This is a genomic window from Nocardia sp. NBC_00511 (assembly GCF_045161165.1).
Classification (GTDB): Bacteria; Actinomycetota; Actinomycetes; order Mycobacteriales; family Mycobacteriaceae; genus Nocardia.
In genome coordinates this window covers 3174217-3190348 of record NZ_CP107849.1, presented here as the reverse complement: position 1 = coordinate 3190348, position 16132 = coordinate 3174217, and the positions used below count along the sequence as shown (strand labels likewise).

Here is a 16132-nt window from a genome sequence, read left to right as displayed (position 1 = left end):
CCGGATCAGCGGTAGGCCAGCCGCCGGAAAGACACACTCGCGCAGGCGAATCCGATCGCGGCCAGCGCGGTGCACCACAGCACCGCCGCCAGACCCCGGTCCGCGCCGGTGCCGTCGAGCAGCCCGCGCACCGAATCCACCACGGGGGTGGCGGGCTGGCGGTCGGCGATGCCGCGCAACCAGCTCGGCATGGTGTGGGTCGGCACGAAAGCGCTACTGACATAAGGGATGAACGTGATGGCGTAGGTGAGTCCGCCCGCCGCCTCCGGATTGCTGGCCGCCATGCCCAGGGCCACCGCGATCCAGGTGATCGCCGTGACGAACAGGCCGATCAGCCCGGCCGCCGCCAGCCAGCCCAGCGGTCCCGAACCGGGCCGGTAGCCCAGCGCCACGGCCACCGCCACCGCGATCACGATCGCCGCCATGGTGCGCACCACGCCCTCGGTGAGATGCCCCGCGGCCAGGGCCTGCCGGTACATGGGCAGGGTGCGGAAGCGGTCGACGCTGCCCTTCGTCATATCCGTGCACACGCTGGTCGCGGTGATCGACGCGCCGAAACCCGTGCACAGCAGCATGATTCCCGGCACCACGTAGTCGAGGTAGGAGCCGCCGACGTCGATCGCGCCGCCGAAGACGTAGGTGAACAGCAGCATCATCAGGATCGGCATGGTCAGGGAGATGACCAGGGTGTCGGTGCTGCGCAGGGTGCGGCGCGCGCACCGCCGGAACATGACCAGGGTGTCGGCGAGAAAGGGCGGCGGGGTCACCGGGCGGCGGCCTCGATGAGATCGGCGGCCCGCTCGACGGTCCCCTCGGTGCGCAGGGTGCGTGCGAATCTCTGCACCCGCGCGCGGGTCACATCGTTGAGCAGCGGTGCCAGCCGCTGCTCCAGCTTGGCGGCGGTGAGCTCGGTGAAGCGCAGGTGCGCGCCCACGCCGAGGCGTTCCACCTGACCGCCCCACAGCGGCTGCTCGAAGGACACCGAGCACACCAGGGTCGGCAGTCCGGCGCGCAGACTCTCGAAAAGGGTGCCGACGCCACCGTGGTGCACGGCGGCCGCGCAATACGGGAAGATCGTGTCATAGGCGAAGGGGCCGACGATCTTCACGTGCTCGCCGGGCTGTGCCCGCGCCACATCCAGATCGCTCCAGCCCGCGCTCACCAGCGCCCGCACCCCGAGTTTGGCGGAGACCTCGTCGACCATGGACAGCACCGCGCCCGCGTCCTTGATCGGCATGCTGCCGAACCCGAAGAACACCGGCGGCGTATCGGCGCACACCCATTCGAGGATGTCGTGATGGTCGCCCGCCAATTCGCCGACGGCGGCACGGGTTTCCTGGTTCAGGGTGAGGAACCCGGTGAACGGTCGGCGCTCGTCCCAGAGCTCCGGCAGTCCGGGAACCAGTGCGGGATCGTAGATCTGCAATTCCGGCACCTCGGCGCGCGCCAGCATGGCCGCCGGGCTGGACCAGGTCTTCGGCAGACCCAGCGAGGCCCGCAGGTCGTTGAGATAACGCATGAACACCACCCGGCGCAGGTTCTCGGCGACCGTCCAGGTCGCCAGATTCACCGCGGCGGGCGGATTGCGGTGCGGGGCCAGGACTCCCGGAAACGGATAAGCGCGATTGGAGCGGCACGGGAAATAGTGCATGCTCACCAGCGGCACACCCATGGCCTCGGCGACCGAGACCGCGCGGTCCTCGGTGACGGTGCTGGCGACGATGAGTTCGGCCTTGGCGCAGACGTCGACGACTTCGCTGTTCATCCGGTCCGCGTACTCGGCCATCTGCTCGCCGACCAGCCGCATCAACCGCAGGGTATTGCCCGCGGCGAGGGCGCGCTGGCCCTCCGCGGAGGAGTAGAGCTGCTGTACGTCCGGGCCGCAGGGCAGGACGGGCAGACCCGCGGCGGCCACGAACTCGACCAGGTTCGGGGGCGCGCCGAGCAGGACGTCGTGGCCGCGCCGCCGCAGTTCGACGCCGAGCCCGACCACCGGATGCACGTCACCCCGGGTTCCCGTCAGCGGAATCGCGATACGCACGCAGTCTCTTTCGACGCAGTGGTGGGACCAATCGACACTGGTTGCTGCCCTGTGCGCTTGTCCAGACCATGGAAATGTGGGCGTTTCAGAAGGGGTTCGGGCTGGGTACAGTGCGGCGAATGCACATCGCGATGTTCGTGGACTATCACCCGGCCTCGCTCGGCGGCGTACAGACCGCCGTCACCGCCCTGCGTCGCGGACTCGAACACGCGGGGCATCGGGTCACGCTGTTCACCGTGCCCGACCCGGCGGCCGCTCCGGATCCGGACATCGTTGTGCTGCACGGGCTTTCCCTGCCCGCAGTGAACGGCTTCGAGGTGGTCGGGCCCACCCGGGGTAATGCCGCGCTCATCGACGCCGCCTTCGCCGCGCGCGGGCCGTTCGACATCGTGCACACCCACACCACCTACGGCGTCGCCATCGCCGGAATGAAAGCCGCACGGCGGCATCGGATTCCGCTGGTGCACACCGCGCAGAGCCGCGACGACGCCTTCATCGAGCACACCGTGCCCGCGCCGTATCCGGTCGCGCTGGCGCTGCGGCTGCTGCACGGGCGCTTCGTGTCCCATCGCCATCACATGCCGCACCTGGCCGGGGAATCCACGGCCGCCCGGCACGCCTGGTGGACGATCACCGGGCAGGCGCAGGCCGCCGACCGGGTGATCGCACCCACCCGCCACTTCGCGGAACTGCTGCTCGCGCACGGTGTCACCCGGCCGCTGCGGGTGATCTCCAACGGGGTGGACGACGCCCTGCTCGATGCCCGGGTCGCCGTGCCGCGGGTGGATGACGGTCCGCTGCGGCTGGTCTGGTGCGGGCGGTTGTCGGCGGAGAAGCGACTGCTGGAATCGATCGAGGCGATTCGGCGCACGGACAACACCGTTCTGGATATCTACGGTGACGGCGAGCTACGGGGTCCGGCGGCCGGGCGCATCGTCGAATTGCGGCTCGGTGACCGGGTGCGGCTGCACGGGCGGGTCAGCCAGGCGCAGTGCCTGGACGCGATGGCCGCCGCGGACGCGCTGCTGTTCCCGTCCCACGGTTTCGACACCCAGGGCATGGTGCTGCTGGAGGCGACAGCCATGGGACTGCCGGTGGTGTACTGCGATCCGGCGCTGACCGAATCCGTGCCCGCCGGAATCCGCACCGCTGATCCGTCCGTCGACGCACTGGCCGACACGCTCGGCAAGCTCGCCGCCGATCCCGCGCTGCTGGCCGGATTGCGTGAGGAGCTGGCCGGGCAGGTGGACTCGGTGCGGCAGTCGCGGCAGATCGCGGCCATGGTCGAGGTCTACCGGCAGGCGCGGGTGACGCTGAGTGCGGTTGCGCCGCAGGCGATGCCGCGCACCCTCGCCGAGATCCCCACCGCGCCGGGGCGGATCCCCGGGCTCGGGCACAGCGTTCGGGCGCTGCAGGACGCGCCCGGGTTCGTGAAGTCGCTGCCCGAGCTCGGCCCGATCGTGCGCGTGCACTTCGGCAGCCAGACCGGCTACGTCCTCACCACACCCGACCTGCTGCGCGAAGTGAACCTGGGGGACGCCGAATTCGAGCGGGAGGACCTGCGCGAGGCCATCGCCGATATCGCGGGCGGTGCGGTGAACGTGCTGCGCGGCACCGAACATCGGCTGCGCCGGCGGATGATCTCACCGGCCCTGCGGCAGTCCCGCCTGGCCGAATACGCCGAATCCGCGGCCGATATCGCGAACGCCTGGGCGGCCGCCCTGCCCGCCGGGCGGCGGGTGAACCTGATGGACGAGGCGCACGGGCTGGTGCTCGACACCGTCTCGGCGACGTTGTTCACCGCCGACTTCGGCGCCACCGCGCGGCGCGAGATCCGCGACAGCGTGCCGTGGCTGCTCAGTCAGGTGATCGTGCGCACCGCCCTGCCGCCGCGAGTGCGCCGGCTGCGGGTGATCGCGGAGTACCGGTGGCGCCGCAAGTCCCGGCACCTGCGGGCCGCGGTCGGTGCGGTGGTCACCGAATACCGCAGGCGCGACGAGGATTTCAACGATGTGGTGTCCGCGCTCATCCGGCACACCGACAGTGAGACCGGCGCGACGCTGTCCGACGACCACATCATCGACGAGGCGATCCTCATGCTCGCCGGTGGCGTCGGATCCATGGCGTCGCTGACGGGTTGGCTGTGGCACGAGGTCAGCCTGCGTCCCGCGATCGCGGAACGGTTGTACGCCGAACTGGACGCGGTCGTCGGCACCGGCGAGGTGCGGCCCTCGCATCTTCCCGCGCTCCCGTACCTGAAACAGGTTGTGTCCGAAACGATTCGGTTCTGGGGTCCGTGGATCAGCGCCGCCAATGCCGCCGCCGATCTTCCCATCGGCGAGGTGACCATTCCGGCCGGTTCGGCGATCATGTTCAGCCCCTACATGGTTCAGCACGATCCGCGCTGGTTCGCGCACCCCGAATCCTTCGACCCGGACCGCTGGGCCCCCGACCAGGTGGCCGACACCGCCAAGAAGGCCAGCATCTCCTTCGGCGTCGGCCGCCGCCGCTGCCTCGGCGACCACTACGCCCTGCTCGAAATAGCGCTGGCCTCAGCGGCTCTGCTCTCTCGCTGGCGCGTCACGCCCACCCCCGGCTACCGCGTCCGCGCCTCCAATCGCGACTTCGTGCTGTCGCCGTCAGCCCTGCCCGCCACCCTGCAACGCCGGTGAGATAGCGCGGACCCGGGTCAGCATCGCGCGGAATTCGGCGTCGTGGTCAGGGTTTTCCGGTGCCGCGAGGGAGATGCCGTGGCACAGCCCGCAGAACCAGCGTTCGAGCACGGCGGGTAGATCGGCGTAGGTCGCCTGCGGCACCAGCCGATCGAGCAGGTCGTCGGTGAGCAGTCGCGGCAGTTCGTCCCATCGCTTCGCCTGCGCGTACGCCGTGAAGTCCGATGCGGCGTCGGCATATCCGAGCGCGTCCAGGAGACCGCGATAGGCCGGGGTCGAATAGAGGAAGGCCAGTTCCGAACGGACCTTTTCGCGCTGGCTCGCGACGGCGGCCTCGTCGTGCCCGGTAACCACCTTCGGGACGACCACAACCCGGGGTCCGCCATCGCTTCGACCACGCTGGGCCGCACCGTCGTTCAGGGTGGGAAGAAGGTGTCCCCGGAGTGTGACCGGATGCGAGGCGGTCGGGTGAACCACGAATCCGTCCGCGGTCGCCCCCGCGAGCTCGCACATGCGCCGATTGACCCCACCGGTCCAAATGGCGGGCGCGGGCACCGCCAGCGGGCCGGGATTGAAATACGGCTGCAGCCTGGTGAATTCATAGTGGCTGCTGTGATGGTTCAGCCCGGTCCCGTCCTGGAACGCCGCGAAGATGGCGCGCAGCGAATCCACGTAGTCCGAGAGTTGCGCCACCGGATCACTCCAGGGCATCGAATACCGACCGACGATATTCCCCCGGACCTGTGAGGCCACTCCCAGTTGGAATCGCCCGCCAGACAGCTCGGCCAGATCCCACGCCGCACACGCGGTCACCATCGGACTCCGCGCGAACGCCACCACCATGCTGGTCCGCACCGTCAACCGACTGCTGTGCTCCAGCGCGAGCGCGCACACCGCGAACGGATCGTGCACCGTCTCCGAGACGTGCACCGTATCGAACCCGAGCTCCTCGATCCGCCGAACCCGCGCCGCCACCTGCGACAACCGCGTATCCGCCGGAAGCGACGTCACCAATTCCACACCGCGCACCCTACGGATCCGTTGCGACCCATCGACTCCTGCCCACCCCAGACCCGTGATCGAGTACCTGGTCGCCACCAGCCGGAGGAACTGGTCGGCTCGTTGAGATCTTGAATTCGATCTTGGGCAACCTCGGTGCGGGATCTGTCGGTAGGGTGCTCGGGGACTCGGTTCATTCCTGGAATTCGAACAGGCTGGCTTATGAGCGATGTACGTGTGGGGCGGCGGGTGCGGCGGACGCTGAACCGGGCCGACGGGCGGATCGATCTGCATATCGACGGCGGATCGGGGTGGGAACTGGCGCGGGGGGAGGCTCGAAGGGGTGGTGGGTTCGGGATTCCGGCGCAGTTCAGCGACGAATTCGAGGTTGCCCGGTTCGAGGGACTGGGGTTGGGTGACGGGGCGGCGGTGTTGCCGGTGAGTCCGGTGTCGTTCCGGGACTTCATGTTGTACGAGAAGCATGCGGTGGACGCGGCGCGGGGGATGGTGCGGCGGTTCATCCCTGCCGGGTATCCGGTGGCTCGGGCGTTCGAAGCGGTTACGCGGCAGACGTTTCCGGCGTTCCGGCCGAACAAGCTGTGGTATCAGCAGCCGATCTACTATCTGTCGAACGCGTTGACCATCGTGCCCAGCGGCACGGTGGTCGAGAGTCCTTCCTACAGTGGCGCACTGGATTTCGAGCTGGAGCTCGGGGTGGTGCTGGGGGCTCCGCTGCGGGACGCGTCGGCGGCGGAGGCCGCGGCGGCGATCGCGGCGGTGGTGGTGATCAACGACTTCTCGGCGCGGGATGTGCAGCTCGCGGAGATGCGGTCGGGGTTCGGGCCGCAGAAGTCCAAGCACTTCGCCAGCTCCATGTCGGAGACGGCGGTCGAGGCCGCCGGGCTGGTCGAGCGTTTGGACGAGCTGACCGCGAGTGTGCGGATCAACGGAGAGACGGTGTCGCGCACCGGGACTCGGGGCATGAAGTTCTCGATCGCCGAGGCGATCGCCCACGCCTCCACCTCCGAACAACTTTATCCGGGTGAACTTTTCGCCACCGGGACCCTGCCCGGTGGCAGCGGCATGGAGATCGGACGCTGGCTGGCGCCGGGCGACCGGTTACGGCTGGAGATCGACGGCATCGGCGTGATCGAACACGACATCGGCGAAAGCAAGGCAACGGCATGAAAATCGAACAGGTCGCGGACACCGTCTACGTGGTGACCGGAACCAACGTGAACTGGTCGCTGGTCACCGACGGTTCCGGCGTCACCCTCGTCGACGCGGGCTACCCCCGCGACATCGCCGCGGTCCTCGATTCCATCCACCAGATCGGCCACCACACCAACGATCTGGCCGCCATCCTCCTGACCCACGCCCACCTCGACCATATGGGCGGCATCCCCGGCCTGGTCGAACGCACCGGCGTCCCCGTCTACACCGGCGAACACGAAGCGGCCCACGCCCGCCGAGAATTCATCGAGCAGATCACCCCCGCCGAAATGGTCGGCCAACTCCGCACCCCCGGCGGCCCCCTCTGGATCAGCCAGACCCTACGGGTCATCCGAGGCCACATCCGCATGAACGTCCCCACCGCCACCGCCTACGACGACGCCACCCTCGCCGCCCTCCCCGGCGGCTTCCGCGCCGTCCCGGCCCACGGCCACACCACCGGCCACACCGCGTATCTCATGCCCGCCGAAGGCATCCTCTTCAGCGGCGACGCGGTTGTCACCGCCCACCCCTTGCTCCCGGGCACCGGCCTGCAAACCCTGCCCACGGTGTTCAACCACGACGAACCCCGCACCCGCAGCACCGCCACAACCCTTCTCGACAGTGCCCCCAAACTGATCATCCCGGGCCACGGCCTTCCCTACCCCGTCCCCGCGGGCACCGTGCCCAAGCTCGTCTGACGGCACTGAAGAGGAGGATCGGGAACGCCCGTCGGCATGTCCGACGGGCACCGATGCTCCCCCCGGAAGCCTGCTTCTGATCACCGCCCCATTCGGAACATGTTGTCCGCCAACCACTATGTTGTATCCATCTGTTAGTTCCATTCGGAAACGCAGGGGGATGGATGAGTGGGGGAACGAACGGTACGGCGGCCGGTGTGCCGAGGCGATGGGCCGGAGTCGCCCTGGTGGCCGGGGTCATCGCGTTCACAGTGCAGGCGATCCTGATTCCGCTGCGCGCTGCGCCGCAGTTCGGATTGCTGGCCAACCAGAGCGATCTGGAGATCTACCGCAGTGGCGCATTGCAGGTGCTGCACAATGCTTCTCTGTACCTAGAGCCGGTTCCGCCGGGCGGATGGTTCACCTATCCGCCCTTCGCCGCGATCGTCTTCATGCCGCTGGCCTGGATGCCGTTGGCCGCAGCGCAGTCGCTGGTGTTCGTCGTCTCCTGCGCCGCGCTGTGGGTGACCATGTGGCGTTGCTCCCGTGTGCTGGGCTATCGAGGCGATCGCAATCTGGCAGTGACCTGTCTGGGATTGTCTTTGCTTGCAGTCGATTTGGAGTCGGTGCGAGGGACGCTGTGGCAGGACCAGATCAATCTGATCCTGATGGCGGTGATCGTGTGGGATCTGACGCGGCCGAAGTCGGCGAGGTGGCGGGGATGGACGGTCGGGCTCGCGACCGGGGTCAAACTCACCGCAGTGGTCTTTCTGCCCTACCTGCTCTTCACGAAGCAGTGGCGAGCGGCGTTGTCCGCCACCGTGTTCGGAGCGGCGACGGTGCTGATCGCCTGGATCGCCGTCCCGGCGGACAGTCGTGAATATTGGCTGCACGCGGTGCATGATGTCGACCGGATCGGACCGGTCACCCATCCGTTGAACCAGTCGATCAACGGCGTGCTCGCGAACCTGTGGGCACCCGAATCCCCTCCCGCCCCGGTGTGGATACTGCTGGTCATCCTGGCTGCGGTGCTCGGGTACGGCGCGGCGGTCAAGGCTCGGCGGGCCGGACGGGATCTGCTGGGCATCGTAATCGTCGGACTACTGGCCTGTGTGACTCCTCCGCTGGCGTGGAGTCATCACTGGGTGTGGATCGCGCCGCTGCTGATCATTTTGCTGCACAACGTGATTCAGGAGCGCCGGCATCGCGCGGCCTGGGTAGTTGCCACTGCGGCAGTCTTCGCCTTCGGATCGATGTGGTGCACCGCATGGATCTACGGCGAGATCGAGCGCCTCGGGCTGGCGGGGGAGCCGGGCTATATTCCCGCGATGAGCGCGGCCGTGGATCAGATGCCGATCGGGGTCCGGGCCATCGTGTGCGGGATACCGCCGGTGATCTACTTCGCGGTGGTCACGTCAACGCTGCTGCGAAACAGCGGAATCGGTCGGCGGGTGCACGAGGACAGGGAGGGTGTGCAGGCCGCGGATCAGGGTGCTGGTCTGCCACGCGGCCGGGTCCGCGACGGGCGCGAGGCGTAGGTCCGGGAAGCGTTGCAGGACAGCTGTGAAGGCTATGTCGGCTTCCAGGCGGGCGAGGGGTGCGCCGAGGCAGAAGTGGATGCCGTGGCCGAAGGCGAGGTGGCCTGCGGTGTCGCGGTCGGGGTCGAGGGTGTCGGGGGTGGGGTAGCGGTTGGGGTCTCGGTTGGCGGCGGAGAGGGCTATGTAGAGGAGTTCGTTTGGGGGGATGAGGGTTTCGCCGATGAGGGTGGGGACTGTGGTGAAGCGGGGGGTGGACATGTTGACCGGGCCGTCGTAACGGAGGAATTCTTCTACGGCGGCGGGGACTTCGGCCAGGTCGGCGCGGAGGGCGGCGAGGCGGGGTGGGTTGGTCAGGAGGGCGAGGGTGCCGTTGGCGATCAGGTTGACTGTTGTTTCATGGCCTGCCACCAGTAGGAGGAAGGACATGGAGACGAGTTCGGGGGCGGTGAGGGTGTCGCCGTCGTCGGCGGGGGTGATGAGGGCGGAGAGGAGGTCGTCGCCGGGGTGGCCGCGTTTGGTGGCTACCAGGGTGGTGAGGAAGGCGGCCATGGCGGCGGTGGCTCGGGCGCGTTCGTGCTCCAGGCCGACGACGCCGACGAGGGCCTTGGTCCACTCCTGGAAGGCGTCTCGATCCGACACCGGGACGCCCAGCAGTTCGCAGATCACCGTGATCGGCAGTGGGACAGCGAAATCGCGGAGCAGGTCCACTTCCTCGCGGTCGGCCATCGCGTCGAGCAGGTCGCTGGTGATGGCTTCGATGCGGGGGCGCAGGGCGGCCATTCGGCGCATGGTGAAGGCCTTGGAGACCAGTTTGCGCAGGCGGGTGTGCTCGGGCGGGTCGGTGTTGAGCATGTTGGACAGCAGCGCCAGGGCGCGCGGATCAGATGGGGGCGCATCGCGTTTGGCGGTGACGAGTTCGTCGGTGCGGACCGCGTCCTTGTGCAGGGTGGGATCGGCGAGGGCGGCGCGGGCCTCGGCCAGTCCCAGGACCACCCAGCGGATCACGCCGTCGGGGAACAGGACTCGGCGCACGGGGCCGTCCTCGCGCCAGCGGCGGTAGCAGGCGTGCGGGTCGGCGAAGAACTCCGGGCCGATGGACTCGATACGGTCGGGGGCTGCGATATCGGCCATGGCGCGACGATAGCGGGCGGGCCGCGGGCGCGCGGGGGACGGGACGGATGCCGATCAGTCGATCGGACCTGGGAATGGAATGCGCGACGGTAAGGCGGAATTCACCGGGGGCTGGTCGAATTCGGGGGCATCGTAGGCCAGGAAGGATGAATCCATGACCAGCACCGATATTCAGGTGGACGGGACCGTCGCCAAGCGAGTCGGCGAACTGACCGAGGTATTCGAGCGGGGCCTGCAGGAAAAGCTGGGTGTCGGCGCGTCGCTGGGCATTCGGCTGGAAAGCGCGGGCGAAGGCTACACGCGGTATTACCTGGACCCGAATCCGGCGACCATCAATGCCATGTTCACCGTGCACGGCGGCGTCATCGCCACGCTGATGGATACCGCGATGGGCAGTGCGGTATTCACCAAACTCGGTGACAACACCGCATACACCACCCTCGAATTGAAGGTGAATTTCATCCGCTCGGTCGCCATCGACGGCAAACGGCTCATCTGCGAGGCCACCGCCGTGCACGTCGGCCGCCGCACCGCCACCGCCGAGGGCCGCATCACCGATATCGACGGCAAGCTGATCGCACACGGCTCCACCACCATTCTGGTCCTGGGCCCGCAGGGCTGAACAGCCCGGCACCGGGCGGCGTGAGCCCGAGCCACAGGACGGCGAAAAAGGCCCGGTCCCCTTGGGGGCCGGGCCTTTTCGATACTCCGGTCAGGCCAGCGTCCGGAACTGCCCGATCAGATCGGCCAGCTCGTCCACCTTCTCGGTACGGGCGTCGACCGCCCGGTCGATCACCTTCAGCAGATGCTCGTACGCCGCGGTGTGGTCGTAGTCGGCGACATCGGCGATGCGCAACGCCCACCGCCAGTACCCGCGCAACGTATCCGAGAGCGGCATCCGGAATCCGGCGATCACGTCCCGGATCGGCTCGACGGCCGCGTCACCCTGCACCCGCAGATACCGGGTCACCACATCGGCCATGAAGCTGAAATGCCGTGCCTCGTCGCGTGCCAACCGGGTCAGCACCGCCGCCAGCACCGGTTCGTCGACGACGTCCCGCAGCTGGTGGTAGTACATCTGCGTCGCCTTCTCCTGCACCAGCGCGTAGGCGAAGAACTGCACCGGATGCTCGTAGGGCAGATCGAAGGGCTTGCGCCCCTCCACCGCCAGCTCATGACGCAGGGTGGCGCGATCGGCGATGCCGGCGGCCACCTGATAGTGGTTGAGGGCCCGCGCGTGCGTGTCCTCCTCGAGCGCCCAGCGCACCGTGAAGTGGTACAGCTCCCGATTGTGGATGAACGCGGGCAGGTCCACGCTGTCATCCACCGGGAAACACCGCTGGTACACATCGAAATACCCGGGCAGATGATCCTCGATGAAGGTCACGAACTGCACCGCCGACCGCTGTCCCTCGCTGAGTCGCCCCGCGTCGGCGGCGGCCCAGTCGAAGGCGGTCTCCACATCCCAGGCGCGTACCGCCGGGGACGCGGCGAGGAAGCCGTCCACCGCCGCCACCAGTTCGTCCACCGGCAGCAGCGTCGATTCGATGCTCATGTGTGCTCCTGACGGCTAGCGGGCCTTGCGGCAGCCCAGTGCGTAATGCTTGGTGGTGTAACCCCATCCGGCATTGGCGACCTCGAGGTAGTGCCGCAGCTTGACGGCCATCCCGGGCTGCCGTTCGTCGATCTCGGCGGCGGCCGCGTCGACATTGGTGATCCAGTCCTCGATGGTGCGCCGGTACTGATCGGTGAGATCGTCGACCGAGGTGATGGAGAATCCGGCGTCCTCGGCGGCGGTGATCAGATCCGACAGCGGACGCAGATCACCCCAGCCGAAGATGTCGGAGCGCACGAACTCGGTGCCCGCCCGCTCGTCGAAGGCCCTGCGCGCGGCCGCATTACGGAAGCAGCTCTCCGATACGTACAGGGTGCCGCCGCGACGCAGCACCGTGCGCGCCCGGCGGAACACCGCGTCGAGATCCGGCATGTGCACGATGGAGCCGAGCATGCTGACCGCGTCGCGGCTGCCCGCGGGCAGGTCCATCTCCTCGAAATGTCCTACGCGAGTCTGCACTTGGCGCGCGACACCGCGCGCCTCGGCCTGCGCGGCGATGTATTCGTGCTGGCGCGGAGCGGGACTCACGCCCAGCGCCTCGCAGCCGTACTCCTGGGCCATGAACAGGATCAGCGAACCCCAGCCGCAGCCGATGTCGAGCAGCTGCTCCCCGCCCTGGATGCCGAGACGGCGCGCCACGAACCGCAGCTTGTTGCGCTGCGCGAGTTCCAGTGTGTCGCTGTCGTTCTCGTAGAGCGCGGAGGAGTACTTGCGCAGCGGATCCAGGAACTGCCCGAAGATCTCCGGGTCCAGGTCGTAGTGCTGGTTGGTATCGGCGGTGACGGTCATGCCGCGTCCCGCAGCGCCTTGTCGACCACCACGGCGACCTGGCCGAGGGTGGCGGTGCCGAACACGTCCTCGTCCTCGAGCTCGATGTCGAAGGTGCGCTCGATGCGGGCGATCATGCGCAGCACCCGCACCGAGTCCACGCCCGCCATGGCGCGCAGGTCGGCGTCGGGGGTCAGCTGCTCGGCGGGCAGACCGGTCTCGGTGACCGCGATCTCGGTGACGGTGCGCAGGATTTCTTCGGTGGTCATGAGCGAACTCCATTCTTGGGGAGAGCATTTGCGGTGGTGAGGGCCTGGGCGAGCAGGGCGACCTCGTCGTCGCGCAGGGACAGCTGGTGGCGCACCGACTCGAGGTCGAAGGGCCGGTAGGTGGCGGCCGAGGACGCGCACAGGGCGTCGTCGGCGTCGAGGATCTCGGCGCCGGCCTGGATCAGTTCACCGGTGCCGGACTCCGACAGTGTTGCCACACAGCGGTATTCGCGGTCGATGAGCAGGGGCGTGAGGAACCGGGTGCGCTGCGACACCGTGAACGCGGGCACCTGCCGCGCCAGCACGATGAGATTGCCCATCACCTCGTCGCAGATCACGCCGGTCAGGCCGCCGTGCACGATGCCCGGATACGACTCGAAGCAACGATCCAGCCGGAAGCGCGCCTGTAGTCCGTCGTCGTGCGGGGTGAAGCTCAACCGCAATCCGGACGCGTTGTGCGGGGAGCAGCCGAAGCAGTGATAGTCCGGGATGACCGACCACGGCACGCGCACGGCGTCCGGGACGGCGGGGGAGACCACGGCCGCCGCGCTAGGCGATCGCCTCGGCCAGCGCGCGGCGGACCTTGGCATTGCTGGACAGATCCAGGCCGGTCATGGTCGCGAAGGTGCGACGGACCTTGTCGTGCAACACATCCAGCTCACCCTCGGCGGCCACCTGCTCCAGGAACAGCTCGAAGCCGGTGTCGATGGTCTCGTGATCGCCCAGCTCGGCGATCCCGGCCTTGAACGTGCTCACCGGATGCTTGATCTTGGCCTCCGAGCTGTACACGTACAGCGTCTCGAGCACCGACGGCAGCTCCTCGGGACGCCGCGCCAGGCGCTCGGTGGCGTAGTAGATGAACTCGCGGGCATGCCCGGCCTCGTCGCGACTCGCGTTGAGCAGCAACGTCTTCAGCACCGGCTCCTGCACCCAGCTCGACACCGCGCGGTACACGTGGTTGACGGTCAGCTCGGAGATGATGTTGGTGGCCAGCGTCGCCGACGGCGTGGTGCCCGGCGCGTACGGCTCGCGCATCGCGTCCACGGCCCGGTCCTGCACGTCCTCGCCGATGGCGCGCAGCCAGGAGCGGAAGGCGTAGTGGTGCTGCACCTCCTGGTAGCCCCACACCACCGCGAAGGTCGAGAAGTCGTAGTCGTCGACGAACTCCTCGAGGAAGCCGTGCACCGCGGCGATGACATTGGATTCGCCCATGGCGGCGCTCTTGGCCAGAGTCACGTACTCCGGGCGCACCAGGTCGTGGTCGATGGTGTCGAAGGGCAGGTCGCTCAGCGACCAGTGCAGGCGCTCGTAGTGGCGGAAGACTTCATAACTGTGCACGGGAGACTCCGGTTCGTCGGGATCGGATAGTGCTGGGCGTCATCGCCACTGGGTGATGAGTTCACGGGCGGCCAGCCGCTGGAGCTTGCCGCTGCTGGTGCGGGGAATCGTGCGCGGCGGCACCAGATGCACCTCGACGGCGGCCAGACCGAGCTCGGCGGCCGCCTGCTCGCGGATAGCGGTGCTCAGCGCGGCGGCCGCGTCGCCGGTGAGCTCGGATTCGGCGATCAGGACGATCACGTCGGCGCCGTCCGGATCGATGGCGGCGGTGCAGCGGCTCTTGTAGATGCCGTCGAGGTCGCGCACCGCGGCCTCGACGTCCTGGGCGTAGTGGTTGACGCCGCGCACGGTGATCATGTCCTTGCAGCGTCCGGTGACGAAAAGCTCACCGCCGCGCAGGTATCCGAGATCGCCGGTGCGCAGCCAGCCGTCAAGGAAACGGTCGGCCACGGCGGCCGGATCGACGGTCAGATAGCCGGAGGTCACCGAGCCGCCGCGGATCAGGATCTCGCCGACGCGGCCGTCGGGCAGTTCGACACCGGAATCGGTCGAGACGATCCGCAACGCGAGATCGTTCACCGCCGCCCCGACACCCGCTACCGCCCGCGCACCCGGCTGCTCCGGCGAAACCGGTTCCGCCAGTTGCGCATCCGCCAGCAGGGCACGATCGACCCACTCGAACACCGGTGGGCGGCCCAGCGGCGGGAACGCCACCGCCAAGGTGGCCTCCGCCATCCCGTACACGCCGAACATGGTCGCCGGGGCGAACCCGGCCGGGGCGAACCGCTCCAGGAACCGCGAGACCACATCCTGCGAAATCGGTTCCGCGCCATTGAATCCGATGCGCCAGCGGCTCAGATCCACCTCGGCGACCTGCTCGGGGGCGACCGCTTCGAGCAGCGCCTCGTAGCCGAAACTCGGCATCGCGGTGATGGTGACACCGGCGGCGGCGAACTCGCGCAGCCAGCGCGCCGGATCCTTCACGAAGGCGATGGGCGACCACAGGTGCGACGGGATGCCGCGCAGGATCGCCGACAGCGTGCCGAACAGGCCCATGTCGTGGAACAGCGGCAGCCAGAAGCCGCCCTGATCATCGAGGTCGAGGGCGATGCCCTCGCGGATCGCGGCCAGACCGGTCATCACATTGCGGTGGGTGAGGCGCACGCCCTTGGGCAGCGCGGTGCTGCCGGAGGTGAACTGCACGACCGCCAGATCGTCGGGGGTCACGACCGGCAGTTCGACACCCTCCACGGTCTCCTCGAAAAGCACTGCCGTGTCCACGAATTCGAGGTCGACCGTGCCGTCCAGCAGCGGCAGCAGCTGGGTGAACTGCGGCGAGACGAGCACCGTGCGCATCTCGGCCGCCGCGGTGATGGCGGCCAACTGCTGCGGATAGCCGCCCGCCCGCCGGGTGCTCGCGGGCAACGGCAGCGGCGTCGCCGCGCCGCCCGCCGCCGCCACCGCGAAGAAGCTCACCAGAAATTCCGGCGCGTTCGGGCACAGGATGCCCACCGGTTCGCCGCGGCGCACGCCGCGCGCCACCAGCGCCGCCGCGGCCGCCAGTGCACGGCGGTGCAACTCGGCGTAATCCATGGACTCGGCCGTCGACCAGAAAGTCGCCGCCACTCGCGGGTGCTCGGCGGCGATGAATGCGAGCCGATCGGTGAGGGTGCCTTCGGAATTCGCGGAATTCATGACCGAAACGACAACAGTGAATTGTGTCCGGGTGCTGAACGCGTTGTTAATCCCGGGCGGTGATAAGCAGCCTCGATCGGCCAATCAGCCTGCCCGATAAAGGGATACCGCGATCGGGCGATAGGCGTCCGCGATGGCAGGGTAGCCCCCGGTGACGGGCCCGTGAGGATGAAA

14 protein-coding genes and 1 pseudogene are annotated in these 16132 nt (G+C 68.3%); 5 read left to right on the top strand and 10 right to left on the bottom strand.

What is annotated here, in order from left to right; translation table 11 throughout:
- Window positions 1-5: 5 nt before the first annotated feature.
- Window positions 6-767: an ABC transporter permease gene (locus tag OG300_RS15130; protein ID WP_405496324.1), complete on the bottom strand. Its 762-nt coding sequence runs from the start codon at window positions 765-767 to the stop codon at window positions 6-8.
- Window positions 764-2041 (bottom strand): glycosyltransferase, encoded by a 1278-nt coding sequence (locus OG300_RS15125; protein WP_405496322.1) that lies wholly within the window; start codon window positions 2039-2041, stop codon window positions 764-766. Before OG300_RS15125 ends, OG300_RS15130 begins: the two co-directional genes overlap by 4 nt.
- A gap of 119 nt (window positions 2042-2160) precedes the next feature.
- Here OG300_RS15125 and OG300_RS15120 point away from each other — a divergent pair, with 119 nt between their 5' ends.
- The gene (locus OG300_RS15120; protein ID WP_405496320.1) at window positions 2161-4713 is read left to right on the top strand and encodes a cytochrome P450; all 2553 of its coding nucleotides are present in this window, start codon (window positions 2161-2163) and stop codon (window positions 4711-4713) included.
- On the opposite strand, the gene OG300_RS15115 is transcribed toward OG300_RS15120, so the two are convergent.
- Window positions 4681-5733 (bottom strand): TIGR03617 family F420-dependent LLM class oxidoreductase, encoded by a 1053-nt coding sequence (locus OG300_RS15115; protein ID WP_405496318.1) that lies wholly within the window; start codon window positions 5731-5733, stop codon window positions 4681-4683. The genes OG300_RS15120 and OG300_RS15115 overlap by 33 nt on opposite strands.
- 201 nt (window positions 5734-5934) lie before the next feature.
- On the opposite strand from OG300_RS15115, the gene OG300_RS15110 reads away from it, so the two are divergent.
- The 3 genes and pseudogenes from OG300_RS15110 to OG300_RS15100 all read left to right on the top strand — a co-directional run.
- Window positions 5935-6900 (top strand): fumarylacetoacetate hydrolase family protein, encoded by a 966-nt coding sequence (locus tag OG300_RS15110; protein ID WP_405496316.1) that lies wholly within the window; start codon window positions 5935-5937, stop codon window positions 6898-6900.
- A complete protein-coding gene (locus tag OG300_RS15105) occupies window positions 6897-7625 on the top strand; it encodes an MBL fold metallo-hydrolase (RefSeq protein WP_405496314.1) in 729 nt (242 codons plus the stop codon). Before OG300_RS15110 ends, OG300_RS15105 begins: the two co-directional genes overlap by 4 nt.
- 164 nt (window positions 7626-7789) lie before the next feature.
- A pseudogene (locus tag OG300_RS15100) lies at window positions 7790-8710 on the top strand (glycosyltransferase 87 family protein); the annotation flags it as partial.
- Window positions 8711-9019: 309 nt separating this feature from the next.
- On the opposite strand, the gene OG300_RS15095 reads toward OG300_RS15100, so the two are convergent.
- Window positions 9020-10273 carry a cytochrome P450 gene (locus OG300_RS15095; RefSeq protein ID WP_405496312.1) on the bottom strand — a complete coding sequence of 418 codons (1254 nt, stop codon included), beginning with the start codon at window positions 10271-10273 and terminating at the stop codon, window positions 9020-9022.
- A gap of 154 nt (window positions 10274-10427) precedes the next feature.
- Between OG300_RS15095 and OG300_RS15090 the strand changes: the two genes are divergently transcribed.
- The gene (locus OG300_RS15090) at window positions 10428-10895 is read left to right on the top strand and encodes a PaaI family thioesterase (RefSeq protein WP_405496310.1); all 468 of its coding nucleotides are present in this window, start codon (window positions 10428-10430) and stop codon (window positions 10893-10895) included.
- 90 nt (window positions 10896-10985) lie between these two features.
- Here the strand turns inward: OG300_RS15090 and OG300_RS15085 are convergent, their stop codons facing one another.
- Genes OG300_RS15085 through OG300_RS15060 form a run of 6 tightly spaced genes read right to left on the bottom strand, consistent with a single transcriptional unit; the run spans window position 10986 to window position 15958 of the window.
- Entirely contained in the window at window positions 10986-11828 is an 843-nt protein-coding gene (locus OG300_RS15085; protein WP_405496308.1) for an acyl-ACP desaturase, read from the bottom strand.
- 15 nt (window positions 11829-11843) lie between these two features.
- Window positions 11844-12677, bottom strand: a complete 834-nt coding sequence (locus OG300_RS15080; RefSeq protein ID WP_405496306.1) for an SAM-dependent methyltransferase — start codon at window positions 12675-12677, stop codon at window positions 11844-11846.
- Window positions 12674-12925 (bottom strand): acyl carrier protein, encoded by a 252-nt coding sequence (locus OG300_RS15075; RefSeq protein ID WP_405496304.1) that lies wholly within the window; start codon window positions 12923-12925, stop codon window positions 12674-12676. The genes OG300_RS15080 and OG300_RS15075 overlap by 4 nt, the downstream gene beginning before the upstream one ends.
- Window positions 12922-13464, bottom strand: a complete 543-nt coding sequence (locus tag OG300_RS15070; RefSeq protein ID WP_405496302.1) for a PaaI family thioesterase — start codon at window positions 13462-13464, stop codon at window positions 12922-12924. Before OG300_RS15070 ends, OG300_RS15075 begins: the two co-directional genes overlap by 4 nt.
- 10 nt (window positions 13465-13474) lie before the next feature.
- Window positions 13475-14263 carry a ferritin-like domain-containing protein gene (locus tag OG300_RS15065; protein WP_405496300.1) on the bottom strand — a complete coding sequence of 263 codons (789 nt, stop codon included), beginning with the start codon at window positions 14261-14263 and terminating at the stop codon, window positions 13475-13477.
- Window positions 14264-14302: 39 nt separating this feature from the next.
- Window positions 14303-15958, bottom strand: coding sequence for an AMP-binding protein (locus OG300_RS15060; protein WP_405496296.1), 1656 nt, complete (start codon window positions 15956-15958; stop codon window positions 14303-14305).
- Between the last annotated feature and the right edge of the window lie 174 nt (window positions 15959-16132).

Coding starts and splice junctions, on each gene's coding strand:
- OG300_RS15105 (WP_405496314.1), top strand. CDS start 6,897: ATGAAAATCGAACAGGTCGCGGACACCGTCTACGTGGTGACCGGAACC.
- OG300_RS15085 (WP_405496308.1), bottom strand. CDS start 11,828: ATGAGCATCGAATCGACGCTGCTGCCGGTGGACGAACTGGTGGCGGCG.
- OG300_RS15080 (WP_405496306.1), bottom strand. CDS start 12,677: ATGACCGTCACCGCCGATACCAACCAGCACTACGACCTGGACCCGGAG.
- OG300_RS15120 (WP_405496320.1), top strand. CDS start 2,161: ATGCACATCGCGATGTTCGTGGACTATCACCCGGCCTCGCTCGGCGGC.
- OG300_RS15090 (WP_405496310.1), top strand. CDS start 10,428: ATGACCAGCACCGATATTCAGGTGGACGGGACCGTCGCCAAGCGAGTC.
- OG300_RS15060 (WP_405496296.1), bottom strand. CDS start 15,958: ATGAATTCCGCGAATTCCGAAGGCACCCTCACCGATCGGCTCGCATTC.
- OG300_RS15075 (WP_405496304.1), bottom strand. CDS start 12,925: ATGACCACCGAAGAAATCCTGCGCACCGTCACCGAGATCGCGGTCACC.
- OG300_RS15095 (WP_405496312.1), bottom strand. CDS start 10,273: ATGGCCGATATCGCAGCCCCCGACCGTATCGAGTCCATCGGCCCGGAG.
- OG300_RS15110 (WP_405496316.1), top strand. CDS start 5,935: ATGAGCGATGTACGTGTGGGGCGGCGGGTGCGGCGGACGCTGAACCGG.